Here is a 23,843-nt window from a genome sequence, read left to right as displayed (position 1 = left end):
TACTACTTTTCCTCCTGTTTTTGTTCCAAATCCTCCGGCGAATTAAAATCCCTCGTATCATCGCACAGATAGATATATTTTTTTGTAATTGTCTTTTCGCCGAAGGGCAGTCCCAAGAAGGACTGATACACCTGCCAGCCAATACATTTGTCAATTTTACCTGCAAGAAACAGCTCTCGGACCCTGTTCACATGCTTTGAGAATACTTGCGCATCTGCAACTTTTACTGCAACGATGGAACGCTCATTACCAAAAAAGAGCAAATCCTCCGCTACCGTATCCACAATGGTCTTGATAGAAACTTCCGAGTAATACGTATCTCCGTACAGAAAACATATGTTGTCTTCTATCAGTTCCGTTGTGAAACGGTCAATCTCCAAAACGTTATGCTTTGGTTCGTAGCGGCGAGCACCGGCTACTTCATATCTGGAATCGTGTGAGGTAATAATCACCTCACAGGACGGATCATTTTCTCTTAAAAGCCGAACAGTTCTCGCAAGAAGCGTCTCACCATTCACCTCAATAAAATGCTTGGGAATATCCCGGTAATTATTCCATCTGGTTCCCTTACCGTCAGCCATGATAATATATTTCATGCAGTTCTCCTACTTTTTAATCGCTTTGTGATAGCGGTAAAAATCTCCAAGTTCATCGTTTCTCTGTCCGCCCCAAAGCTGGATAATATTCACCCCTGATGAAGTATTTGCCTCAATAATACAAATCTCCCCATCCTCTGTAATCAGTATGTCCCAGGCAATAAAATGCATGTACGGCATCTTATTAGCAAGGGCCAGCATTTCTTCTTTAATTCTATCCCAACCCGGAATCTGCACACCCTCAATCGGTGCTTTGGAATCCGGGTGTACCTTGTACACATTTTTGTTGTGCAGACACCTAGCCTCTGTTAAAATCCCCGTATCAAGATCAATCTTGGCTACAAGACCTCCTCTGCTTCCATTGTCCACCGGAATGGTTGCCGATGTGCCAATTCGCTGCACTGCAAAAAACACCTTGAACTGATGGGTATGAATATCCCGCAATGTAATAAAGCGAATGGTATTGACAGTCTTATCATAAATATCATCGGAATACTGATGCTGCTTCATGGATTCACAGATGAACCAGTCATCCCTGCCCTTCAGGAACTTCACAAATTCCTCTTCGGTATATTCCTGCTTGTCTACAAAAATCTTTCCGTCTTCGTAAATCAAGATGTTAACACCATTGCCTTTGCCGGCGCCATAGGGTTTGATGAACAGCTTTCCCTTTTCTTTTAGTAGATCTATCGCCGTCTCATATTCCATATGTTCACTGTCAAAGCTTGTAAGAAAGCCCTTATTCTTTATCATGTAGCTTTCCGGTACCCGGACATACTGCTTGAGAATCTCTGCCGCAGCAATTTTATTGTTTAAAAGAAAGTCAAAGGGCTCGTTGATATACCGTGAGCGGTACCAATCAAATTCGGACAGATACTCTCCTTTGTCATTATGGTCAAAATCATAGAGAATCCACTGATCCGCCAAAAATCCTCCGCAGACGTTAGCTCTGATTTTCTTGAAAAAAGAGCATTTAAAGTGATTCTTTACAAAAAGAATCCTTCTAAAGTATAGAATAAATAATTTCAGTCTTTTGATCCATTTTTTTGCCAGTTTAAACATGCTGTTTTATCTCTTCCTATTCTAATTCTAATCTATTGTAATTGCGCAAGCACAAGTTGCGTAAGCTTTGCCGTCGATGTGCCCAGCTCCCGCGGCAGATATTTTTCTCTGTAATCTGCCAGCGCTTTTTCGTTGTAAGCACCGCCCTGCAAGTCCTCAATCAAAGCTTTCGCGTCTTTGAACGCGCAGCCAGGCATAGATTCAAAAGGACTAACGTTGATACCGTTCTTCTCTGTATATTCTTCGTAATCGTACAGATAATAGTACGTTTTTTTATTTAAAATTGCACCTTCTACAGCAATTGCCGAGTAGTCGGTAATCAGATAGTCGCATGCCGCAAGCAACTCTACCGACTTAAACTCCGGACACAGCAGCACGCCTTCGTAATCACAGATAATTTCCTGATTAGGATGCCCTTTAATTACTAGAATATATCTGTCGAAGTCAATCACATCAAGAAGTGGCTCCCACTTCAAGTCAATGCCTCTGCGAAAGGTCGGCGCATACAGGATTACCTGCTTTTCTTTCATCTGCGGATAAGCAGCCAACACTTTCTCTCTGTTTGCCTGCGCAGTTTCCAAAAGATAGTCAATCCTCGGAAGGCCGATATTGACCAGCTTATTCTCAGTGGTGTTGAAAGAAGCGCAGTAATATGGATTCCACGCACTGCCGCCGGCAATAATATAGTCGTAATTTTCGTGCATGTTAAGGAGCCGTGCCAGTTTCTCGCCTCTGCCGGACTCTTTTCCAAGAGTCTGATAACCAGACTTCTTTATCTTTCCCAAAGCATGCCACATCTGAATCACTGTCAAGGATTTCTTATGATGTAAAATGGACACCGCCGGCCAGTACGCATCTAACACACAGACTTTACTTGTAGCCAGATGATACATACTGCGCAGAGTATCGATACCAAATCCAACAATTCCGCTCTTGCTGTCGTCCAAACGATTACAAATGCTTACAATTTTAACGGAGGCATCCGCGGCAAGCAAACTGTCTTTTAACATGGAAAAATCCAGGCTCAGCTCATCCGACTGCCTGCTCAAAAACAGCACCTTATGCTTTTGGGTCGGAAAGACTTTGAGCAAACAATATAAAATGCCCAGACAGCACTTTCCAAATTTTATTATTAAAGTCATCATTTCACCTACTAATATTCCGTAATAGTTTACCACATTTGACCACCTTTGTAAATAATCGCAGATGGATTTCACAAGTTCCACACATGAAATAAATGAAGAGGGTCTATCATTTGCCCTCTTCATCTCATAAAACATTTCATTCTACTGCAATCTCTACATTCTTGCCGCTGAACGCCACACCGTATTTAAAGATTTCATGTACGCCTTTCGCCTTTAATTCCGTCTCATAACCTTTCTCATTGATCTGCTGCAAAGCCGCGCCGGCCAGTTCTTTTAATTTTTCCTGACTGCATGCTTTTTCTGCTTTCAGTTCAATGAGAACACCCGGCAAATGATCATACTCCGGCATCAGCTGTATGTCATATCTGCCATCGCCTGACTCGCGGTTTGATGTCACATAGGCCCCTCCGAGAAGGGCGCACACACCCAGCATCAAACCATGATAAAAGCTCTCTCCTGCCGTATCGTAATAGCTGACCGACTGCATCAGCAGTTTCTCCATCATCGCTTTAAACCGCGCTCCATCACCTTTTATAAGCGATGACTGAATTGCAATGGATGTGGACTGCGGAATGATATTACCAAAGCGCAAAAGAATTTCTTTGTGATAAGCATAGGCGATTTCCTTGTTGGGAAGTGCCACTTCACATACATACTCACCGCCAAAAGACAAGCTCTTTTTGGTCACCTTCAGATATCCCGTCACCAGAAGGAAGCTGAAAATCGACGACGGATTATTTCGTATCTGTGGATAAATCACATTGGTATCGATACGAGTTTCAATGGAATTCCCGTTCATCAGCGATGTCAGCAAATCATATAAATCCTGATCCACCTCAGTGAGAACCTCTCCTATAATCTCGTTGCTGCCTGTCTCTACCCAGTAGGCCTCCGCCAAACAATCGTTGCTAAAATAATTGATAACCGACCATGGATTAAAAATTTCAGCATTGCCGAAAATATATCCGTCATACCACGCGCATATTTCATCAAATCTGTCTTCCACCTCGTAGTATTCTAACATAGCCTCTATCTCCTCAAAGGTAAATCCGAAATAATCGCTGAATCTGTTGTCAAGAACTGAATTGATTCTCAAATTATTCATATCGCTGAAGATGCTTTCCTTTGCTACGCGGAGAATTCCGGTTAAAAATCCATAGGACAGATGTACATTGTCCTTTAATACGCTGGAAAACATATTGCGCATAAATAGAATCACTTCATCGTAGTATCCTCTCATATGTCCCTGCTGAATCGGCGTGTCATACTCATCTATAATCAGAATAGGCGCAACGCCATAGTGTTCATGGAGCATTTTAGAAAGTCTGTAAAGTGCCGTATCCAGCATTTCTCGATCCGCGTTTCCCTCTACCATCTGCTGATAGTATGTTTTATCTGTAATCCGTGTACTGTCCGCAAGTTCCTTATGCCTTCTGTATTCGCTGGTTATCAGCATCTCAAGGTAAACAAGTGTATTCTCCCATGAAGTTCTCTTCACATCTTTAAAGGTAAGAAAAATAACCGGATACTTTCCCTGATAGCTGCGATATGCCTCACCGCATGCCCAGATTTTTTTATCCTGAAAATATACCGAAGTGTCTTCTTCCGTCTTCTCGAAAAAGGTTCGGAGCATATTCATATTGAGCGTCTTTCCGAAGCGGCGCGGTCTAGTAAAAAGCGAAACCACTGACTTCGTATCGATGAGTTCTTTTATCATCAATGTCTTATCCACATAGTAATACTCACTGCACGCCCGCCTGTAGTCAGAGACTCCAATGGGCAGGGGCAGCTTCTTCTCATCTATACACTTTTTGTAAGTGCCGGATTTTACTCTGCTGTCCTCCGGTTTCTGTGCGTCTGCCGGAATGAGCCATGAGCGTCCCTGTTTCTTCGCTCCGGCAATTTTGCCCTCTTTGCAAAGTCCGGTTACCCGTCTCTCCGTTAAATTCCACAGCTTCGCTGCATCTCTTACAAGCATCGTACCTGACATGAAAACACTCCTTTCAGAACTTTATAATACTATTATATCCATAGTACGGAAATTTAGCAAGAAAAAATCGGAAATATGTCATGAATCACTTGATATATTTCCGAATCATTTCTTTCTCCAAATTTTTCATGGTATCACATCTTCTATTTATCCAAATATCTATTTTTCATAAACTTTTCACAAAACTATGTTATCATAAAATTGGAAATGGACTCTTATAGGATTAAAGGAGGTATTTATGAAAAAACTTATCACGCTGATGCTTGCGGTTTCTCTGCTTTTCTCTCTGATGATGCCGCAGACCGCTTTTGCCGGCGAAAGCACTAAAACAAATAGCAGTTATCCCTTTGATTTACACGTTTTACCTAGTTCTATAGAGATGGAAAGCGAAACATCCATACGAATTTTTTGGTATCAGGATGTGCCTTATCAGGCGCTGCAGATTTCATGGAGAAAGGCAGATGATGCTTCTAATCAGACGCAGTCTGTGCGAATCGACTCTCCGACTTCAGAAGAATTAAAAAAACAAGATGGAAAAAGTTCCTATGTCATAGAAGAACTTTCTCCAAATACCGCCTATATTTTCACCATGCAGGGCATCCTCACCGGTGCGGACGGACAGGAAATTTTTACAAAGCCGTGGAACATCGAAGGCTCGACTTATGTTCAAACCCCGCAGTACGTGACTTGTTGGAATAGTAAAAACCGCATTCATACTTTCTGGGACTGTCGGGAAAGAAATGCCGTTTTAAAGCTTTATCGTTCCGATACGCTTAATGGTTCTTACGAGTTGGTTCATACCTTTGACGCAAAGGATAAGCTGGATGAAGGAGCTGATGGTCCTTTCAGACAGTATTGCAGGTTTTCCCTTAACGATCCTTATGACCATTATTTTGACTCAGAAGCTGCTAATAAAACATTTTACTATAAAGCACAAGCTGAAATCACAAAGGATGGCAAGACTTACAGCAGCGCCATGAGTGAACCAGTTGCGCAAAAGACAAAAAATTCCATCGGACAGTACACAGTAAAACGCCTCAAAAGCAATTCCACCAAACAACTTAAACTTAAGCTTACCAGCGATACGGCTAACTACAATACTTATTTAAAGAAATTCGAGTCTTTGGAATACAAGCGTGACAAAAGAGCCGTAAAAAAAGTAGAATACAGCAGAGATGGAAAAAAATATTACGCATTAAAAAATAAAAAAGTACTGCTCAAACCCGGAGAAAGTCTCTATTTACGAATCACAACGAAAAAACCTTATCCTGTCAAAAATTATATCAAACATGGGCATATAAGTTTAAACGTTAAATACAATACGGAAACAAGCAGAACATTACATCTTTCCAGTCGAAGCGGATATTTAGACAGCAGAGTAGAAGAGAAGAAGATATCCGTTCTCACAAAATTCTCACCAAATGACGCAGACCCTACTGCTTTTAATTCTGCGTGCAAGGTCCGCAGCTTTTTCTCCGACGCAAGAATGAAAGGCAGCGTACAGAAAGACGGCGCTTTCCTCATCAGCTGGATGCCAACCAATAAAACTGAAAGCTATGCGGTCCGCTTTGGCACTACAAAATCATCCGTGATGTACGATGGCGCAGATCCACTGATTATTCCAAAAAATCAGGTTCAGACTGCTTTCAAGAATCTCGATAAAAACAAGACCTACTATTTCAGCGTCATTCCTTGCCAAAATGCTGACGGCACCGAAGCTTATGACGGCGATCATTTCTATCTGAAATGGAACGGAAAAAAATTCACTGAACTTTTGCAGAGCAACTAAATGTTAATGTTAAAAGCGGGAAAGTTAACAGTTTTCTGTTAGCTTTCCCGCTTTCTGTTACATATAACAAAGTAGAAAAAATAGACAGATTTACTCAGAGCAAACCATCAAAATTCGTTGTAAAAAGAAGCCTAAGGAAGTATGGTTGAGCGAATTGTAAAAATAGCGATACGACTAAGCAACTCAGTCGTACCGCTATTTTTGTTCAGTATTTAATCTCTAAACTTCATATTCCATCCAACGTCTCTATTCCGTATCTGAGAACCAGTTATCCATATCGCTTACGACTTCCATCAAGCCGCCTGTTACAGCATTCAAAAATTCCTCATTGTCATCTAAATCTTCCACTTCCCAGCCATCATCACCATGAGTAAGATTTACAGTGACGGTTTTTTCAAATGTTTTTTTGGAACTCATTTCATCAATCGCTGTTGTAAAAGCTTCCAATGCTTTTTCTTCCAGTTCTTCATCGCTGGCTCCACCAAGGGCGAGTCCAAAAGCCTGTGAAATATAGTTACCCATAGCAGTTTTGAACATATCACCAATTTCACAAGTCTTGATGGTTACATCAACAGTTGCTTTATCGCCGTCGATAACTTCATTATCAACGGTATATTCAAACCCCATAGTTAAATCAACAATCTTTTTCTCAACATCTTCTCCTAAGCCGATGTCATCAGAATCATCATCTCCGTATAAAAGGCTTTCCGCATTTGTTTTGTACGATTCTATTTTCTCTTTTACTACATCAGTTGGCGATTTCTCGCTACTACAGCCCGTCATCATCACCGTCAGCAAGGAAATAGCAAGAATCACGCTTACAAATTTTCTCATATTCTTGTACCTCTTTCTTAATCTTCCATAATCGACATTTTCTTTCCTGAAAAATTGACGTAAGATTGATATTTCACATTAAGTATAATAAATAACTTCTCTTACTTTAAATCTTCTATATTAGTATTACATATAATTTGCCCAGCGTCAACCTCGGAACATTCTACTATACAAAGTTTTTCCCACTGTTCCTCTGTGCCTTCATATTTTTCTACTTCAGAATCCACACGATAGTTTAGGGGACCAAAAGGACCATCTCCCTAATGGATAACTATTTTTCGTTGCAACAGTCCATTTCTTAATTCATATTATTTTTTCAATTAATCATCTAAATGGTCAATCGCATATTGTGCCTGTTTTTCAGTAAATTTCTCACCATACTCAGAAATCAGTTGATCGTAAATCGCATCTTTTGACATACTCATCGTATCCTGATACTCTTTTGCCTTAGCAAGAGCATTTGCTTTCCAATCAGCTTTTAAATGTTCCATTGCATATTCTGCAGCGTCCTCAGAAAACTGCTCGCCATATTCGGAAATGAGCTGATCATAAATTGCTTGTTTAGACATATGCATTATTTCAGAGTAAGATTCAGCCTTTGCAAGAGCGTTTTGGAATTCTTTAGAGACTTCAGGTTCCTTTTCTTCCTCTTCCTGAATAGGCTCTTCAGACACTTTTTCTTCCACAGCCTGGTTAGAATTGTTCTGAGTGCTGTCGGTAGAATCATCACTTCCTGCCATGCCACCGATTCCAATTAGCAGCACAATAATCAAAACAATAAACCAAGGTCTCTTATAAACTGGCTGCTTATTTTTCCCTCCGCATACCGGACACACTTTCGCCGCTGCTGATATATCTGCTCCGCAGTGGCTGCATTTCTTCATTTTTTCTTTGCTCATTTCTTTCTCGTATAATCCAATTATCCTTCATAGAATGATTGGATTCACTTTTTCCTTTCTTTTTATTTTGGTTATATCAAGGAACCCATTTGTTCCTGTATAATACTTAAAGCACTGTGGATTTGTATCTATTGTATTACAGCTTTGACTGGTAGAAGGAGACTCAGACCACAGCTTTTCGTCTCCTTTTCATCATATAGCTAGTTTTTTAAAATCTGCTTCTTCTCTGCCTCAAACTCTTCCTGCGTTAAAATGCCTTCGTCGAGCAAAGCTTTCAGTTCACGCAGCATATCAGCTTTTCCAGATTTATTTTGACTCGAATCCGGCAAAGTGCCCTGCACTGTATTCATTACCTGGTTTCCCAACGCAATACCTGCTCCAAGCCCGGCGAGTCCGCCTTCTTGCTTGGACGCATCTCTAATGGCACGCGCCGTCTGATACTGAGTAAATGTATGCATATCTTTCTGCGCCATACCAATTCCTGACTGCTCATCAATCATTTTTTCTACTTCATCCGGAAGAGAAATGCTTTCTATGATGATATTACTGAATTGAATTCCCAAACTCCCCGTTCTTTCATTCAGTTTTTCCTGAATCACAGATGCAAGCGACCTATATTCCACTGCTAAATCAAGAGCTGACATAGCCGTTTCTCCAATTGCAACAGAAAATGCTTCTGTCACCATAGATGACAAATAGCCCACAATATCATAAGTTTTTGTCATTCCCATAGTGCCAAATATTTCCCGCATAAATTTACTGACATCTGTAATTCTAAAAGCAAATTTACCGAATGAGCGGATACGAACTATATTAAAGTCATTATCACGTTTCATAATCGGTGTTTTCGTCGCCCATTTGTTATCAATAAATTGTCTGGTGCTCACAAAATATAAATCTGCAACCACCGGTGAGGTAAATAAATACGGAAAACCTTCTAAAGTCGACAGCACAGGCAGATTACCTGTATTAAGCGTATATGTGCCCGGGGATAAAATATCAGCCAGCTGTCCACCCTTCAGAAAGACTGCGCTTTGTCCTTCTCTCACAATAACTTTTGAACCCTGTTTTAATTCATTATTCCCGCTTTTTCTTTGAAACTTTATAACGACAAGCTTATTGCTTTCATCTACATATTCAATTACATCTAGAAATTGATCTTTTACAACATCAAATAGTCCCATTTGATTTCCCTCTTCACTGTAATTTAAATCCGTATTTATCTCTGAATGAGCCAAGAAGAATCTTTACAAAATCATAAAGCCAGCCCAAACCAAAAATGCCGCAAGTAAACAGATAAAGAAGTCCCATCTTGATATCTCCAACATAAAATCTATGAGCACCGAATCCTCCTAGAAAAACACAAAGAAGCAGTGCAATCCATCTATCCTTATCACTGCATGTGCGGTAAGTTTGATTAATTACCACATTCTGCACCACCGGCGTTGGCGAAACATTTACACCCACTGATTGTGTCAGCGTCGGTTCTTCTTTTTCTTTCGTATATCCGCAATAACTGCATGTATCTGACTCCATCGGAGCTCCGCATAACGGACAATTTCCATTCATAACTCTAATATCTCCTATCAAAATTTTTTATATTGTGCAACTTCTTACACGATACTTCTTACAGGTTATAAAACCATTTTAATGCAGCTACACTATACATGTCAACATTTTTTTATCACCCGGAAAGGCGGTTCCTATGGATTACGAATTCGGAACAATTCAGATTAAAGTAGCGGAATTGATAAAAGAACGAAATCTCAGTAAAAACAAATTGAGTCACAGAGCCGATATGCAGCGCACGCAGCTGAACAAGTACTGCAACAACCAAATTACCAGACTTGACATCGATGTGCTTGCCCGCTTATGTACAGCCCTGGACTGCAAAATTGAAGATTTACTGGAATTCGTTCCCCCTACTAAAAAATAGCGCACCACTTCCTTCTGCCATACCCCTTTACCTGTAGTTTACAGAAAAGCGCCCTGGGAAGGTTGTGCTGCCAGCACGAAAAAAACAGCTCTGCTTTGAGCTGTTCTTCGGGTATAGCAAACACATGAAGATTTTCTTCTATCAACGTTGCCAAATTTTGTTAGCTTGCGTATTTTGTCAACAAACAGTCTGAGTGGCAGGGTTAATATGTTCCGAAACATTGCTAACGTGACAAAAAATCGAGAATCTGATAATTTTGTCAACGCTTTAATTTAGAAATGTTGACTGGATTGGCACTTTTTTGTTTTTTGTCACCTTTGTCAAAAAAACAATTGATTTTCATGTACTTTTGAGTAGAGATTGAGTAAAAATGTTGACAAAAATAAAAGAATCACAGACATTTGTCAACTTCGACCTATTTTCATGCGTTTGCCGTGGTTTTTAGGGCTGTTTTATTAATAGTTAAATTTTCAGCGGCTCTACACCGCACTGATCCAGCAGCAGGTTCACTTCCGTCACACTGCGGATTCCTTTGTTAATTGCCACAGCAATCCGCACGTCCCGTTCATCTTTAGGATACAGCGGCGCGGCTTTTGCAATCTCAAGACCCCGCTGCGTCTGACTGTAGTTCAGCCCTGCGCCGATACAAAGAGCAATCACCTTATCCCTGCCGGGATTTTTCTTGTCACCATTTAAAATGTTATACACATAGTTGCGACTGATTCCGCTGGCGGCAACTACTTCTGACGTAGTCAGACCCTTTACTCCAATCATCCAGTTCAGGTATTCATAAAAATATGTAAACTCCCGTTCCTTATAGGCATCGATGAATTGATCCGCCTCGCTGCAGTCTTTCACTTGTTCTAATATCTTCGATAAGCCTCTCGTCGTCTTCTCACTCATAAACTTTTACTCCCGAAAATGCTATATGATATTCTTTTCAAATATGTTACAATACAATTAGATTAAATGCAAGCAGGAGAAATAGCATGACCCCAGAAAACCAACTGACACTTTCCTTTTACAAGGAAATTGCCGTAATCAGCAAAAACCACGATGTACATCTTGTCCAGCATGTTGAATCCGGAGAAATCTACATCAAAAAGCATGCGTCAATAGAATGCTTTCCCGTTTACGATACGCTTCAAAAATCTGCATTTCCATCGGTTCCCGAAATCATTGAGCTGATTCCCGATGCCGATTCCCTGACGATTATCGAGGAATACATCCACGGAAAAAGTCTGGAACAAATTTTAGAGAAGCGTCTGTTTTCTGAAGAGGAAACCGCACATATCATCATCGACTTGTGTAAAATTTTAAAGCCCTTTCACGACCATTTTCCTAAAATCATTCATCGTGATATTAAACCTTCCAATCTTATTTTGGAAAAACACGGTCATCTGTATTTAATTGATTTTGACGCAGCAAAGACATACAATCCCAACAAAACAAAGGACACCGTACTGATGGGTACGGTGGATTATGCTGCTCCGGAACAATACGGCTTTCTGCAGTCCGACCAAAGAACGGATATCTACTCCATCGGCATTTTAATGAACAAAATGCTGACCGGAAGTCTCCCTTCCGAAACTCTGGCTGCCGGCCGTCTTGGAAAAATCATCCAGACTTGCACCGCATTAAATCCTGACGATCGCTACGCAAGCTGCGATCAGCTGGCGCAGGCATTAAAAAACAGCATCGTGCCGCCTGCTGCGGCTGTTCCTGTAAATACCTCAAATGCCGCAGTTGAACCGGCTCCCAAGAAAAAAACACCCCTGCAGCATTCTCTCGTCTTTCTCACAGGTGTATTCTTTACCTATGTCAGCATGACCACAGAATTTACCCAAGAGAATAATCAGCCTTTTACAGGATATTCCCTCTGGGTAAATCGAATCGGTTCTGCCATCGCCCTGCTGCTGTGCCTCATATACTACACCAATTATTTCAATTTGCGGAACCGATATCCTTGGAAAAAGAAATCCTCCGGCATACGTGAAGCCGGTCGCCTGCTCCTGGGAGGACTCCTTTGTTTTCTGATTCCGGTCGTTTTCGTCCTCTTCCTTGAATAACTTTACTTCGGCGACTTCGGATTAAACAGCACCGCTACGATATATCCGAAGGCAATCGCCACCGCAATTCCTGCGGAAGTCGCCTTTACTGCACCGGTGACAGCACCCAGAAATCCATCCTTTGCGCCTTCCATGGCGCCCTTTGCAAGTGCATAGCCAAATCCCGGCAACGGTGTTGTTGCGCCCTGGCTGGCAAGCTGCACAAGGGGTTCGTACAGATGAACTGCCTCAAGCAGTACACCTGCCACTACAAAGATGACTAAAATTCTCGGCGTAGTCAACTTTGTAGTATCCATGAGAATCTGTCCGATGACACAAATCGCGCCGCCGATTAAAAACGTATATATATAATCCATAATCTCATCCTCTCTAATCCTGCAAATCTTAGATCTTTAACATGTCGCCAAAGATACCGCGTGAGCAATCCCCGGAATGCTTTCGCCCTGAAAAGGACTGATGGTGGAAAGCATCGCTCCCGTTGAAATCAGCAGCACCCTGGAAAGCTCCCCGCAGCGCATTCTTCGCAAAATGTTTCCGCTGAAAACCGAAGCCGAGCAGCCGCAGCCGCTTCCGCCGCCATGGACATCCTGCTCTTCCCGATAGAAAAGCATCGTGCCGCAATCATCATACCGCTGATTCACAGCTGCCGGGTCAAGACCCGCGTCTTTCAGTAAATCCGCCGCGATATCCTTTCCGATATATCCCAAATCGCCAGTCAAAACTAAATCATAATAATCCAGCTTCCTGCCTGTATCTTCCAGATGATTGAGAATCGTGTCTACCGCAGCCGGCGCCATGGCGCTTCCCATCTGATTGGCGTCCTTTACCCCTGCATCGATAATTTTACCAATGGTACCGCAGTCAACCTTTATGTTTTTCAGAGAAACCGGCTCCGCAGCTTTCTTCCCGTCCAAAGCGCCGACTTGCGACAGGTCCGCCATCTTTTCGGATACCACCATTGCCCCTGCTGCAGTAGCAGTCCACTGCGCTGAAGGTGGTCTCTGATTGCCGTGCTCTACTGGCATACGAAACTGCCGCTCCGCCGTGCAAAAGTGACTGGACGCACCCACGATAATATTATGGGCAAAACCGCCGTCGGTGAGCATTGCTCCAAGAAGCAGAGACTCCGTCATCGTTGAACAGGCGCCGTAAAGTCCTAAAAACGGCAAATGTAAATCCCTTGCCATAAAAGATGAAGACATCAGCTGATTGAGAAGATCGCCGCTGAGTACCAGATCGATATCCTTTTTCTCTTTTCCCGATTTTTGCAGAGCCGCAAGCATTGCCTCTTTCAGCATCTTGCTTTCCGCCTTTTCCCAGGTCTTTTCGCCAAACATATCATCTTCTAAAATCATATCAAATGAATCGCGCAAAGGTCCTTCACCCTCTTTTTTTCCGACCACTGCCGCCGAACCTATGATATAAGGACAGGTATCAAATGTCACCGTCTGCTTTCCAATTTTCTTTTCTGCCATTTCTGCCTCCTCACAACCGTTTTTCAAACAATCTTTAAAACAATCCTATCATCCAGTAAATTACCCCGACCACTGTCGCCGCCGTAATCCCGCTTACCAGCACAGGTCCTGCTACACTGAAAAGTTTTGCGCCGACGCCCAGTACAAGTCCTTCTTTTTTATACTCGATTGCCGGTGCGACCATAGAATTGGCAAAACCACTAATGGGTACAATAACGCCTGCGCCAGCAAACTTTGCGATACTGTCAAAGATGCCAAAGCCCGTTAAAAGCTGCGCCAGCGCCACAATTCCGATGGTCACATAGGTGCCTGCATCTTTTTCCGAAAGCCCCTTGCTTACTAGCAGATTGCTGATATAAAAACCTGCTGTGCAAACCAGTCCGCCGACAATAAATGCCCGCATACAATTGGCAAAATAAGTTGGTTTCGGTGTGAACTGCTTAGAATATTTTTCATATGCTTTCGCTACATCTTTCTTTTGTACTTCTTTTTTCTCTGTGTTCTGTACCATTTCGGTCACCTCCCATAAATCTTTCATTAGTATTTGGCAAAATCCAAATTTTATGCCATAATATTATGCGGAGGTAAAACCATGAAAAAAACAATTATTTTAGCTTCATCATCGCCAAGAAGAATCGAAATGATGCACAAACACGGCTATGATCCTATCATCATGCCTGCTGACATAGACGAAACACTGCCGGAAAACATTTCTGCTAAAGATGCAGTCATGTTTCTAGCGCTCAAAAAAGCCCTTTACGTAGAGCAAAAAGCTGCGCCAGGCAGTATCATCATCGCCGCAGACACGGTGGTTTATAAGGATGGAATTTTAGGAAAACCGGAAAACAGAAGCGATGCTGCCCGCATGCTCAGAAAAATAAAAAACACCAGCCATCAGGTCGCAACAGGCGTTGCGATTCTAATAGCCAGTGAATCTACTAGAAACGTATTTTATGATATAACGGAAGTCTTTTGCAAGGATTTTAACGACGATGAGCTTTCCGCCTATCTTGATACTGATGAGCCTTATGATAAAGCTGGAGCCTATGCCATTCAGGGAATCTTTGCAAAACACATCGATCACTGGAACGGCTCATTTGACACCGTAGTCGGATTTCCCTGGGAATTGATTGAGCTAAAGCTTAAAGAACTCCTTACTAGCGAAAATTAGTCGTTCTCTTGCGGGATATCCGCCACAATATTAATCCATTTACGATTTTTGAATCTTGGCAGTGATACAATTACTCTTCCAACATCGCCAATGGCAACAATGAGCATTGCAATAGGTAGGCTAACCTTCAGCACCAAAACCGAGAAAAACGCGAGAGGCACCTGCACCAGCAAGTTACAGATAATCTCAACTTTCATGCAGAACAAGGTATCTCCTCCAGCTCGCAAAGTTCCCACGATAAAAATATACCCTAGCATCTTCGGTGTCAGAGTAATTGCCATCGCAATCAGCGAATGCACCAACAAATCGTTGGTTTCACCATTGAAGTGATAAATGCCTGTCACCGGCCTTGCAACGAGTATCATCAAAATCGTCATAAAAACGTTAAGTATCATAACTACTTTAACGGCACGCTTTCCATTTTGGAAGGCCTCTTCTTTATTACCCTGCCCCAAAGTTTCTCCGATCAGCATTGCCGTTGCATTACCGACGCCAAAATATGCTGACTGGAGCAGTTCACAGATTACATTGGCAACCTGCGCCACAGCAAGAGCTGCTGTCCCCAGTTTTCCGTAAGCGGCAAAAATCAGCGTTACGGAAGCCGCCCAGCTACACTCTGTAAAAACTACCGGAACAGCGGTTTTCATAACACGCATAAAATGAGATTTTTCAAAATTGAGCAGTGTTTTTAAGTTTGTCTTAAACGGATGAGATTTTCTCGTATAGACAAAGGTGACCAGCGCTGTAAACTCAAAAATTCTTGCAATTAAAGTCGCTACAGCAGCGCCCTTTACACCGAGTTCCGGAAATCCGCAGACTCCGAAAATCAAAACGTAATTCAGTACCGCATTGATGCACAAGGCAACTGCATTGATTATTGTCGGCACTTTTAAATCCTGAATCGCTCTGGAATTATAGGATATGGCAGATGACATACCCGAAAATACATACGAAAAGCAAGCGATTCTAAGATAATCCACGCCAAGTTTAATCACCATTTCATCCTCGGAAAACATCTGTATCACATTTGGTGCAAAAACAAATGCTGCTACACTCACTACGAGTGCAAAAATGAAACCTACCGCATAGTCAATCCCCAGCATCCGCCGTACACCGGCAATATCCTTAGCTCCCCAGTACTGCGCAGTGTAAACTGCCGCTCCGCTGTAAAGACCAAAAAGCGTAACTGTATATACAAAATAAACCTGATTAGCAGCACCTACAGCAGCCAGTTCCTGTTCCCCTAGCATTCCAATCATCAGCGTGTCGATTAAGTTAAGACCCAAGCTGATTAAGTTTTGAAATACCACCGGAATCCCGATTATGAGCATTTTTCGATAAAATCGTTTCTGCGCTGTCCGTACCGTCAATTCTGTCATAACCCTTCCTCCTCTATGAAAATTGCCCTCTACTTGCAAGGGGCTATACCTCTGCCAGCTTAGGGCAATCATCATTATATCACATTACAATTGAAAATCCAATCCATTGGGAGAAAGTTTTTGTAGGAGCCCTTAATCCTATAATAATCCTGGTGACCCCATGAAAAGAGAAGGCAAAGTGAAAAGTCATAAAATGTTTCGATATGTTTTAGTGCAAACCTAGCCAACGGTAGATGCCAACTTCACGTCTTTATTTTGAATTCTTGCGCTGTTTGAGGATTATTGTGCAATTCCCCACTTCCACACCTACATTATGCACAACTTCTTCTATAAGGAGTTGTGCATAACCTAATAAACAACATTCCTTTGCACAACTACTAAGGGATAAACGCGCTGCACTCTACCTATCACTGATTATCGTTGTGCAATACTGCCCAAACAATTCAACCTTGCACAACATTTTAAACGTAAATGTGATAGTTATTTCATCTATAATCCCACTACTCCAAAGAAGTTGTGCAAATTCTTAAATCCAAATCTCATCCACATAACTTTCCATAAGTCAAGTTGTGCAAACACGAAGTAAGTCCATGTAGCTGCACAACCATAAAACCACAAAAGTACCATGCAGAATAATGGTTTAAACATTTACACTATCGACTCGACTTCTCAGAAATCTACCAGCAAATTGCATTCAAAAAGAGGACGCATTTGCGTCCTCTTTTATTGACTTTTTTATAATTTCCGAGCATAGCCGAGGAAATTATATGATTTCTACCTTGCGGCAAAGCCGCTTGCGAGCAAAGCTCGCATATTAATCAGAGAAATCTACGGTCGGTTTCTTCCAATCAATGTTCGCTGGTCGCTCCATCTCTTGGGAAACCTTCGTAAAAGACCTGCCTGCGATTTATCTTCACAATAGAAAACGCCAGGAATTAACCTGGCGTTATTCCTATTACTCGATAAATCGGGCTAGGGGTTGCGCCGTCGGTTCATGCTGCGCAGATCTTCGCCTTCGGCTCGACTTCGCAGTGAACCTTCGCGGGGGACCTACCAGCAAATTGCATAAAAAGAGGACGCATTTGCGTCCTCTTTTTATGCAATTTGGGTTAGGTCTCCCTATTTCGTAGTTGCGTCGTACAGCGCTTCTGCGTTTTCCCATTCAGCAATGATTTCTGGGATTACTTTGTACAGGTCGCCTACGATTGCGTAGTCAGCAACTTCCATGATCGGAGCGTCTGGATCCTTGTTGATTGCTACGATACAGCCGGAAGTCTGCATACCAGCAAGGTGCTGGATAGCGCCGGAGATACCACAAGCAAAGTAAATTTCAGGTTTAACTGTAGTACCAGTCTGACCTACCTGGTGGGAGTGGTCAATCCAGCCAGCATCTACAGCAGCACGGGAAGAGCCAACAACACCGCCAACTTTGTCAGCGAACTGCTTCATCAGTTCAAAACCAGAAGCATCACCCAGACCACGTCCGCCGGAGCAGATAATCTTAGCATCAGTCAGAGATACCATTTCCTTCATGGATTTAACGATATCTTTGATTTCGATTCTGACATCTTCCTTGCTAATTTCTGGTTTAACGTTTACGATTTCACCAGTAGCACCAGCCTGTCTTTCCTGCTTCTGCATTACGCCAGGTCTTACTGTGGACATCTGCGGTCTAGTCTTAGGGCAGATGATGGTAGCCATCAGGTTACCGCCGAATGCCGGACGAGTCTGCTTGATTCCAGTGGATGGATCGTTAGGGTCCAGTGTGGAAGTATCTAATGTAGTGTTAGCTTTTGCAAATTCGATGTACTTGGAAACTTTAACGTCCAGGTGTGTACAGTCAGCGGTCAGACCAGTGTTGCATCTTGCAGCAATACGAGGTGCAAAGTCACGACCAATGTGAGTAGCGCCGTACAGAACGATTTCCGGTTTGTATTCATCGATTAACTGCTTCATAACCTTAGTGTAACCGTCAGTTGTGAAGTTTTCAAGAAGTGGGTCCTGAACCATATATACTTTTTCAGCGCCGTATTCGAAACATTCCTGTGCCAGGTGGTCGATGTTGTTACCAATCAGTACAGCACAGATCTGTGTATCTTCGCTGATGTCTTTTGCTAATTTCTTACCTTCGCCCAGTAATTCCAGTGCCACGTTCTGAATTTTGCCCTGTCTCTGTTCAGCAAATACCCAGATGTGCTTGTAAGCGGAAAGGTCAACCTTTTCAGCTTCAGGAGCAGCTTCAATCGCGTCGAAGTTACATTTAGCGATACAAGCGTTACAGTTTGTGCACTTTCCTTCGTCTACAACAGCAATTCTGTCAACGATCTTCAGAGCGTCAAACGGACAAGCTTTTGCGCAAAGGGAACATCCTTTACATTTATCATTAATGATTTTAATAGCCATTATTATTCCTCCTTCAGATTAGATGATGTGCTTACCCTTCAGCTGGATCAGCAGGTTCTTTGCCTGTTCGTTTTCGGAATCTCCGTTAACGATCTGGCCAGGAGCCTTCGGAGCCGGTGTGAAGGATCTGAATACGTTAGTAGGGGAAGCTTCCAGACCAACTTTAGTCAGGTCAACTTCGATGTCCTTTGCATTCCAAACTTTGATATCTTTCTCTGCGAAGATACCAGCCATGTTCATGTATCTTGGCTCGTTCAGTTCTTTGATCGCTGTCAGCATGCAAGGAGTCTTAATGCCGATCAGTTCATAACCATCTTCCATCTGTCTCTTTACTGTGATGTCTTTCATGTTGTCAGCGATTTCAAATTCTTCAACATATGTAACCTGCGGCAGGTCTAATTTTTCGGCAATCTGAGGACCTACCTGTGCGGTATCTCCGTCGATAGCCTGACGACCAGCAAAAATCAGGTCAGCAGGACCGTTTTCTTTTTCCCATTTTTTGATTGCAGCTTCCAGCGTGTTGGAAGTAGCCCATGTATCGGAACCGCCAACTGCTCTGTCGGAAACCAGAATACCTTCGTCAGCACCCTTTGCAATACATTCAAACAGAAGGTCAGAAGCCTGAGGAGGTCCCATGGATACTACGGTGATTGTTACATCGTCATATTTATCCTTAATCTTTAATGCTTCTTCTAAAGCGTTAGCATCGTCGTGGTTTAAGATGCTTGGAACGCCGTCTCTGATAAGAGTACCAGTTTTAGGGTTAATTTTGATAACATTAGTATCTGGTACCTGCTTTGCGCATACGATAATCTTAAATGCCATTTCTATTTCCTCCTACTATCTTATTTCTTGAAAGTGTTCGCAGCGATTACCATTCTCTGAACTTCAGAAGTTCCTTCGTAGATTTCAGTAATCTTCGCGTCTCTCATCATTCTTTCTACCGGATAATCCTTGGTGTATCCGTATCCGCCGTGGTACTGTACACACTTAGTAGTTACTTCCATGGCAGTTTCAGCAGCGAACAACTTAGCCATTGCAGCAGCTTCTCCGTATGCCATGTGCTTATCCTTCATGTCAGCAGCTCTGTAGATTAACAGTCTTGCAGCTTCAATCTTAGTCTTCAAATCAGCCATAGCAAACTGCAGTGCCTGCATCTGAGACAGCTTCTTGCCGAACTGCTTTCTTGCGTTCATGTATTCAACTGTAACGTCGAATGCGCCCTGTGCGATACCCAGAGCCTGGGAAGCGATACCGATACGACCGCCGTCCAGTGTGGACATTGCAACTTTGAATCCTTCGCCAACCTGACCCAGCAGTCTGTCTTCAGGAATTACGCAGTTCTGGAAAATAAGTTCAGTAGTGGAAGATGCGCAGATACCCATCTTGTCTTCAGTCTTACCGATGGAGAAACCTTCGTCGCCTTTTTCAACGATGAATGCAGAAATACCGTGGTTTCCTTTTTTCTTGTCGGTCATAGCCATTACAACGAAAACGTCAGCATATCCACCATTGGTGATGAATACTTTCGCACCGTTTAAAATCCATTTACCATCAACCAGTTCAGCTCTAGTCTGCTGTCCGGATGCGTCTGTACCTGCGTTAGGTTCTGTCAGACCGAAAGCGCCTAACTTCTTGCCGGATAACAGGTCTGGCAGGTATTTTCTCTTCTGTTCTTCGTTACCCCAGTTAAAAATCGGCCAGCAGCACAGAGAAGTATGTGCAGAACAGATAACGCCTGTGGATGCACAAACTCTGGATAATTCTTCTACAGTGATTGCATAGGAGATGTGGTCTCCGCCTGCTCCACCGTACTCAGTTGGGAATGGAACGCCCAGCATGCCGTACTTTGCCATTTTTTCTACAGTTTCCACTGGGAATCTGTGTTCCTGGTCAATTTCTGCAGCTAATGGTTCAACTTCGTTAGTGGCGAATTCTCTTACCATTTTTCTTACGAATTCTTGTTCCTTCGTTAGTTGAAAGTTCATGTAAATGCCTCCTTAAATTATAATAACGGTCCTTCCCTTTCGGAAGGAGTATTTAACCGTATCAGACTATGCTGTTTTTGTTTGTTATAAAAATAACAGCATACATATATAGTAAACCACTTTTCAGCGATTTTTGCAAGCGTTTTTCGCATTTATTGCGACAAATTGTCGAAAGAAAAAGGTGAGTTATTTTCGACTCACTTGCAAATTTTTACTCTGCCATTTTTTGTCTTATCTCTGTCAGGGCTCTCTTTTCAATTCTTGAAACCTGCACCTGTGAAATCCCCATAATTCTTGCAATTTCCTGCTGCGTCATATCCTTATAATACCGCAGTACGAGCACCTGTCGTTCACGCATGGGCAGATGTTCGATTTCTTTCTTAATCATAATGCTATCCAAGTTGTTTTCCGGCGAACTCTGTCTGTAATATGTGTTATATTCTTCCTCTACTGGCTGACTGTCCAGGCTGACCACATTAGAAAGTGCTGTTGCAGCCTCCATAACTTCTAAGACCCGTTCTGTGGAAACCCCCATAAATTCAGCAATCTGGCTCAGTTTCGGCTGTTTTCCGTCTTTACCACAAAGAGTTTCCTGTGCTTTTTTTAGCGCATAGATTTCCGACTTCAAGCTCCGACTTGCCTTAATTCTCCCATTGTCCCGAAAAAAACGTTTCAATTCCCCCATGATGATTGGAACAGCGTAGGTAGAAAACATCACGTTAAACTCCGGCTGAAATTTATTGACTGCCTTTAAAAGCCCAATATACCCGATTTGAATCAGATCCTCTGCTTCGTACTCAGAGGTCGTAAACTTCAGCGCCATCTTTTTTACAAGCCCTGTATTTTGCTCGCACAGCAAACTCAAAGCTTCTTCGTCACCATTCTGCGCTTTTTTAATCAGTTCATATGTATCGGCTTTTGGAATCGGCACGTATTTATATGCCATGGTAAACGTCCAGATACTTAATCAAAGTCACCGCTGTTCCCTTGCCCGGCTCTGACTCTACAAAAACTTTGTCCGTAAAACTTTCCATCACGGTAAAGCCCATACCACTCATTTCCTTTTCTTCCTCTGTAGAAAACATCGGTTCCATAGCTTTTTTTACATCGGGTATTCCTTTACCAAAATCAGCAATTTTAATAAAAATTTTATCTCGGTCGATAGTCTTAAATTCCATGACAATCTTTCCCTCGCCCTTTCGCTGATATCCGTGAATCACTGCATTGCTTACGGCTTCAGATACTGCAGTTTTAATCTCTGTCAGCTCTTCTACGGTAGGATCAAGCTGCGCCGCATAGGAAGCTGCAATCGCTCTGGCAAAACCCTGATTTTGCGGCATTGCCTCAAACTCTATCGTTACAAAATTACTCTCCATCTTCTTCCTCCTCTTCCTTATATTCCATCAATGTAAAAATTCCCGACATGTCGAGAATTTGCTTTACCAGCTTGTTTGCACTGCAAATGGTTACAGTCCCTCCATTTTTTTTCAGTTTTTTATATCGCCCCAGCACCACGCCGATTCCGGAACTGTCCATAAAAGTTACACCTTTAAAGTCAAAAACCAGATGCTTTACTTCGTACAGTTCCAGCTCTTTATCTATATCTTCTCTAATTTTATCACAGACATGGTGGTCAATTTCTCCGCAAAGTTCTGCCACCAGCATACTGTCTTTTAAATGAAACATTGTATCCATATAAAAACCCCCTTTCCTCTATTATAATTCTGACTTAGCGTCTTGTCTTTAAGAGAAAAAGGGGGAATCTTACTAATTTTGTCGAATCTGTACAACTTCGGCTGATGCCACTGCCGCCTCAACCAATGCGTCTACATCCAGATGACTTTCCGATTCCAAAATACGTTCCAGTTTTGGTTTTGTTGTCGGATGCTTAGGCAGGAATACGGTACAGCAGTCTTCATATGGCTGAATGGATGTTTCAAAGGTGCCAATTTCTTCGGCTTTATCCATGATATCAACTTTGTCCATGGCTATGAGCGGTCTCATCACTGGCATCTTCACGCAGGCATCGGTCACCACCAGCGCCTCTGCAGTCTGGCTTGCCACCTGCCCCAGATTTTCACCAGTAATCAGCATCATGGCGCGATTCTTTTCGGCAATCTTTTCAGCAATGCGCATCATAAAGCGACGCACCAAAATAGTGGTTTCTTCTTCCGGACAGTTCTGTACAATCTGCTCCTGAATCGGTAGCAGATTAATCACATGCATTTTAAAATTTCCGCAGTAGGATGCCACAATGCGCGCCAGATCTTCTACTTTTTCCTGGGCACGCTGGCTGGTGTACGGATAGGAATGGAAATGCACCGCCTCGATGACCATGCCTCGCTTTGCCATCATCCACGCCGCTACCGGGCTGTCAATTCCGCCGGAAAGCAGCACCATGCCTTTGCCGTTAGTGCCAAGAGGAAGCCCTCCAAAGCCAGCGATTTTCTGCTGATAAATATAAGATTTATCATGACGTACATCGACAAAAAGATGAACGTCCGGATTGTGCACATCTACTTTTAGCACCTTGCAGCCGATCAGCACCTTTGCACCGATGATTCTGCCGATATCCGGCGACTTGACCGGGAAATTTTTATCTGCACGTTTAGCCTCTACTTTAAAGGTCTTGACGCCTTTGGTCTCAATCAGTTCCATCATGTATTTGACAGCCTCTTCACCGATTGCATCAAGATTGCTCGGTGCCTCCACAGCCGGGCTGATAGATGCCACACCGAAAACCTTTGAAATCTGTTTGATCAGTTGTTCCTTGTCGTATTTTTTATCTGCTCTGACGAAGATTAGACCTTCATGTCGTCTCACATCTACCGCATCAAATTCCTTTAGATTTTTTCGAATCCGATCTACCAGCATTCGCTCAAAATACGGCTTATTCATACCTTTTAAAGCCACTTCACCGCAACGGACAATAAAAATATTCTGTTCGTTCATTTTCTTTCCCTTCTACTATCTCATAATTCATTACGCTGTTGTGCAGATTAATTGCTTCTCCATCGATTTGCACAACTCTGGAGCCTGTTATATACGCAGGGTTGTGCAGACATCATTTGATTACCATGTCTTGCACAACTTAGTTGTGTAGATTA

General features: G+C 42.6%; 24 protein-coding genes. 4 read left to right on the top strand and 20 right to left on the bottom strand.

Going from position 1 to position 23,843, the window contains the following annotated elements; translation table 11 throughout:
* Positions 1-2: 2 nt before the first annotated feature.
* The 4 genes from V1225_RS07615 to V1225_RS07600 all read right to left on the bottom strand — a co-directional run bounded on the left by V1225_RS07615 (position 3) and on the right by V1225_RS07600 (position 4,793).
* Positions 3-596 carry an NTP transferase domain-containing protein gene (locus V1225_RS07615; protein ID WP_251612583.1) on the bottom strand — a complete coding sequence of 198 codons (594 nt, stop codon included), beginning with the start codon at positions 594-596 and terminating at the stop codon, positions 3-5.
* Between the two features lie 9 nt (positions 597-605).
* A complete protein-coding gene (locus V1225_RS07610; protein ID WP_251612587.1) occupies positions 606-1,658 on the bottom strand; it encodes a sugar-transfer associated ATP-grasp domain-containing protein in 1,053 nt (350 codons plus the stop codon).
* Between the two features lie 32 nt (positions 1,659-1,690).
* The gene (locus tag V1225_RS07605; protein ID WP_251630213.1) at positions 1,691-2,836 is read right to left on the bottom strand and encodes a CDP-glycerol glycerophosphotransferase family protein; all 1,146 of its coding nucleotides are present in this window, start codon (positions 2,834-2,836) and stop codon (positions 1,691-1,693) included.
* 103 nt (positions 2,837-2,939) lie between these two features.
* On the bottom strand, positions 2,940-4,793 hold the full coding sequence (locus tag V1225_RS07600; protein ID WP_251630214.1) for an AAA family ATPase: 1,854 nt from the start codon (positions 4,791-4,793) through the stop codon (positions 2,940-2,942).
* 238 nt (positions 4,794-5,031) lie between these two features.
* On the opposite strand from V1225_RS07600, the gene V1225_RS07595 reads away from it, so the two are divergent.
* A complete protein-coding gene (locus tag V1225_RS07595; protein ID WP_338545960.1) occupies positions 5,032-6,582 on the top strand; it encodes a hypothetical protein in 1,551 nt (516 codons plus the stop codon).
* Between the two features lie 246 nt (positions 6,583-6,828).
* Here V1225_RS07595 and V1225_RS07590 read toward each other — a convergent pair whose 3' ends face one another.
* From V1225_RS07590 to V1225_RS07575, 4 genes are all read right to left on the bottom strand, one after another.
* Positions 6,829-7,416, bottom strand: a complete 588-nt coding sequence (locus V1225_RS07590) for a DUF5105 domain-containing protein (RefSeq protein ID WP_338545959.1) — start codon at positions 7,414-7,416, stop codon at positions 6,829-6,831.
* A gap of 320 nt (positions 7,417-7,736) precedes the next feature.
* Positions 7,737-8,315 (bottom strand): Ltp family lipoprotein, encoded by a 579-nt coding sequence (locus tag V1225_RS07585; protein WP_338545957.1) that lies wholly within the window; start codon positions 8,313-8,315, stop codon positions 7,737-7,739.
* A gap of 200 nt (positions 8,316-8,515) precedes the next feature.
* The gene (locus V1225_RS07580; protein ID WP_338545956.1) at positions 8,516-9,499 is read right to left on the bottom strand and encodes an SPFH domain-containing protein; all 984 of its coding nucleotides are present in this window, start codon (positions 9,497-9,499) and stop codon (positions 8,516-8,518) included.
* A gap of 13 nt (positions 9,500-9,512) precedes the next feature.
* Positions 9,513-9,884, bottom strand: coding sequence for a TM2 domain-containing protein (locus V1225_RS07575; protein WP_338545954.1), 372 nt, complete (start codon positions 9,882-9,884; stop codon positions 9,513-9,515).
* A 136-nt stretch (positions 9,885-10,020) separates the two neighbouring features.
* On the opposite strand from V1225_RS07575, the gene V1225_RS07570 reads away from it, so the two are divergent.
* The gene (locus tag V1225_RS07570) at positions 10,021-10,251 is read left to right on the top strand and encodes a helix-turn-helix transcriptional regulator (protein ID WP_338545953.1); all 231 of its coding nucleotides are present in this window, start codon (positions 10,021-10,023) and stop codon (positions 10,249-10,251) included.
* Positions 10,252-10,713: 462 nt separating this feature from the next.
* Here the strand turns inward: V1225_RS07570 and V1225_RS07565 are convergent, their stop codons facing one another.
* Positions 10,714-11,154: a hypothetical protein gene (locus V1225_RS07565; RefSeq protein WP_338545951.1), complete on the bottom strand. Its 441-nt coding sequence runs from the start codon at positions 11,152-11,154 to the stop codon at positions 10,714-10,716.
* A gap of 86 nt (positions 11,155-11,240) precedes the next feature.
* Between V1225_RS07565 and V1225_RS07560 the strand changes: the two genes are divergently transcribed.
* A complete protein-coding gene (locus tag V1225_RS07560) occupies positions 11,241-12,320 on the top strand; it encodes a serine/threonine-protein kinase (protein WP_338545949.1) in 1,080 nt (359 codons plus the stop codon).
* 2 nt (positions 12,321-12,322) lie between these two features.
* On the opposite strand, the gene spoVAE is transcribed toward V1225_RS07560, so the two are convergent.
* Genes spoVAE through spoVAC form a run of 3 tightly spaced genes read right to left on the bottom strand, consistent with a single transcriptional unit; the run spans position 12,323 to position 14,306 of the window.
* Entirely contained in the window at positions 12,323-12,676 is a 354-nt protein-coding gene (gene spoVAE, locus V1225_RS07555) for a stage V sporulation protein AE (RefSeq protein ID WP_160201267.1), read from the bottom strand.
* Positions 12,677-12,712: 36 nt separating this feature from the next.
* Entirely contained in the window at positions 12,713-13,795 is a 1,083-nt protein-coding gene (gene spoVAD / locus V1225_RS07550; RefSeq protein ID WP_161908222.1) for a stage V sporulation protein AD, read from the bottom strand.
* A 34-nt stretch (positions 13,796-13,829) separates the two neighbouring features.
* Positions 13,830-14,306 carry a stage V sporulation protein AC gene (gene spoVAC, locus V1225_RS07545; RefSeq protein WP_251630215.1) on the bottom strand — a complete coding sequence of 159 codons (477 nt, stop codon included), beginning with the start codon at positions 14,304-14,306 and terminating at the stop codon, positions 13,830-13,832.
* A gap of 81 nt (positions 14,307-14,387) precedes the next feature.
* Between spoVAC and V1225_RS07540 the strand changes: the two genes are divergently transcribed.
* Positions 14,388-14,966, top strand: a complete 579-nt coding sequence (locus V1225_RS07540) for a Maf family protein (RefSeq protein WP_251630216.1) — start codon at positions 14,388-14,390, stop codon at positions 14,964-14,966.
* On the opposite strand, the gene V1225_RS07535 is transcribed toward V1225_RS07540, so the two are convergent.
* From V1225_RS07535 to thiI, 8 genes are all read right to left on the bottom strand, one after another.
* Positions 14,963-16,345 (bottom strand): MATE family efflux transporter, encoded by a 1,383-nt coding sequence (locus tag V1225_RS07535; RefSeq protein ID WP_251630217.1) that lies wholly within the window; start codon positions 16,343-16,345, stop codon positions 14,963-14,965. The two genes, V1225_RS07540 and V1225_RS07535, sit on opposite strands and share 4 nt — an antisense overlap.
* A 1,119-nt stretch (positions 16,346-17,464) precedes the next feature.
* Complete coding sequence (locus V1225_RS07530; RefSeq protein ID WP_160201271.1) at positions 17,465-18,748, bottom strand: electron transfer flavoprotein subunit alpha; 1,284 nt, start codon at positions 18,746-18,748, stop codon at positions 17,465-17,467.
* A gap of 18 nt (positions 18,749-18,766) precedes the next feature.
* A complete protein-coding gene (locus V1225_RS07525; RefSeq protein ID WP_160201272.1) occupies positions 18,767-19,573 on the bottom strand; it encodes an electron transfer flavoprotein subunit beta/FixA family protein in 807 nt (268 codons plus the stop codon).
* A gap of 20 nt (positions 19,574-19,593) precedes the next feature.
* Positions 19,594-20,736, bottom strand: a complete 1,143-nt coding sequence (locus V1225_RS07520; RefSeq protein ID WP_160201273.1) for an acyl-CoA dehydrogenase — start codon at positions 20,734-20,736, stop codon at positions 19,594-19,596.
* A gap of 211 nt (positions 20,737-20,947) precedes the next feature.
* Positions 20,948-21,682: a sigma-70 family RNA polymerase sigma factor gene (locus tag V1225_RS07515; protein WP_160201274.1), complete on the bottom strand. Its 735-nt coding sequence runs from the start codon at positions 21,680-21,682 to the stop codon at positions 20,948-20,950.
* A complete protein-coding gene (spoIIAB, locus tag V1225_RS07510) occupies positions 21,672-22,112 on the bottom strand; it encodes an anti-sigma F factor (RefSeq protein WP_160201275.1) in 441 nt (146 codons plus the stop codon). The genes V1225_RS07515 and spoIIAB overlap by 11 nt, the downstream gene beginning before the upstream one ends.
* The gene (gene spoIIAA / locus V1225_RS07505) at positions 22,102-22,431 is read right to left on the bottom strand and encodes an anti-sigma F factor antagonist (RefSeq protein ID WP_338545945.1); all 330 of its coding nucleotides are present in this window, start codon (positions 22,429-22,431) and stop codon (positions 22,102-22,104) included. The genes spoIIAB and spoIIAA overlap by 11 nt, the downstream gene beginning before the upstream one ends.
* A gap of 72 nt (positions 22,432-22,503) precedes the next feature.
* The gene (gene thiI / locus V1225_RS07500; RefSeq protein WP_338545944.1) at positions 22,504-23,688 is read right to left on the bottom strand and encodes a tRNA uracil 4-sulfurtransferase ThiI; all 1,185 of its coding nucleotides are present in this window, start codon (positions 23,686-23,688) and stop codon (positions 22,504-22,506) included.
* Positions 23,689-23,843 lie beyond the last annotated feature (155 nt).

It is taken from the genome of Emergencia sp. JLR.KK010, from assembly GCF_037018265.1.
In the GTDB taxonomy this organism is placed as follows: Bacteria; Bacillota; Clostridia; order Peptostreptococcales; family Anaerovoracaceae; genus Senimuribacter; species Senimuribacter intestinalis.
The sequence above is the reverse complement of the archived record's forward strand: the minus strand, read 5'-3'. Positions and strand labels throughout refer to the sequence as shown.

Coding starts and splice junctions, on each gene's coding strand:
- V1225_RS07520 (WP_160201273.1), bottom strand. CDS start 20,736: ATGAACTTTCAACTAACGAAGGAACAAGAATTCGTAAGAAAAATGGTA.
- V1225_RS07540 (WP_251630216.1), top strand. CDS start 14,388: ATGAAAAAAACAATTATTTTAGCTTCATCATCGCCAAGAAGAATCGAA.
- spoVAE (WP_160201267.1), bottom strand. CDS start 12,676: ATGGATTATATATATACGTTTTTAATCGGCGGCGCGATTTGTGTCATC.
- V1225_RS07595 (WP_338545960.1), top strand. CDS start 5,032: ATGAAAAAACTTATCACGCTGATGCTTGCGGTTTCTCTGCTTTTCTCT.
- V1225_RS07565 (WP_338545951.1), bottom strand. CDS start 11,154: ATGAGTGAGAAGACGACGAGAGGCTTATCGAAGATATTAGAACAAGTG.
- spoIIAA (WP_338545945.1), bottom strand. CDS start 22,431: ATGGATACAATGTTTCATTTAAAAGACAGTATGCTGGTGGCAGAACTT.
- thiI (WP_338545944.1), bottom strand. CDS start 23,688: ATGAACGAACAGAATATTTTTATTGTCCGTTGCGGTGAAGTGGCTTTA.
- V1225_RS07560 (WP_338545949.1), top strand. CDS start 11,241: ATGACCCCAGAAAACCAACTGACACTTTCCTTTTACAAGGAAATTGCC.
- V1225_RS07535 (WP_251630217.1), bottom strand. CDS start 16,345: ATGACAGAATTGACGGTACGGACAGCGCAGAAACGATTTTATCGAAAA.
- V1225_RS07590 (WP_338545959.1), bottom strand. CDS start 7,416: ATGAGAAAATTTGTAAGCGTGATTCTTGCTATTTCCTTGCTGACGGTG.
- V1225_RS07525 (WP_160201272.1), bottom strand. CDS start 19,573: ATGGCATTTAAGATTATCGTATGCGCAAAGCAGGTACCAGATACTAAT.
- spoVAD (WP_161908222.1), bottom strand. CDS start 13,795: ATGGCAGAAAAGAAAATTGGAAAGCAGACGGTGACATTTGATACCTGT.
- V1225_RS07585 (WP_338545957.1), bottom strand. CDS start 8,315: ATGAGCAAAGAAAAAATGAAGAAATGCAGCCACTGCGGAGCAGATATA.
- spoIIAB (WP_160201275.1), bottom strand. CDS start 22,112: ATGGAGAGTAATTTTGTAACGATAGAGTTTGAGGCAATGCCGCAAAAT.
- V1225_RS07575 (WP_338545954.1), bottom strand. CDS start 9,884: ATGAATGGAAATTGTCCGTTATGCGGAGCTCCGATGGAGTCAGATACA.
- V1225_RS07600 (WP_251630214.1), bottom strand. CDS start 4,793: ATGTCAGGTACGATGCTTGTAAGAGATGCAGCGAAGCTGTGGAATTTA.
- V1225_RS07610 (WP_251612587.1), bottom strand. CDS start 1,658: ATGTTTAAACTGGCAAAAAAATGGATCAAAAGACTGAAATTATTTATT.
- V1225_RS07615 (WP_251612583.1), bottom strand. CDS start 596: ATGAAATATATTATCATGGCTGACGGTAAGGGAACCAGATGGAATAAT.
- V1225_RS07530 (WP_160201271.1), bottom strand. CDS start 18,748: ATGGCTATTAAAATCATTAATGATAAATGTAAAGGATGTTCCCTTTGC.
- V1225_RS07515 (WP_160201274.1), bottom strand. CDS start 21,682: ATGGCATATAAATACGTGCCGATTCCAAAAGCCGATACATATGAACTG.
- V1225_RS07570 (WP_338545953.1), top strand. CDS start 10,021: ATGGATTACGAATTCGGAACAATTCAGATTAAAGTAGCGGAATTGATA.
- V1225_RS07580 (WP_338545956.1), bottom strand. CDS start 9,499: ATGGGACTATTTGATGTTGTAAAAGATCAATTTCTAGATGTAATTGAA.
- spoVAC (WP_251630215.1), bottom strand. CDS start 14,306: ATGGTACAGAACACAGAGAAAAAAGAAGTACAAAAGAAAGATGTAGCG.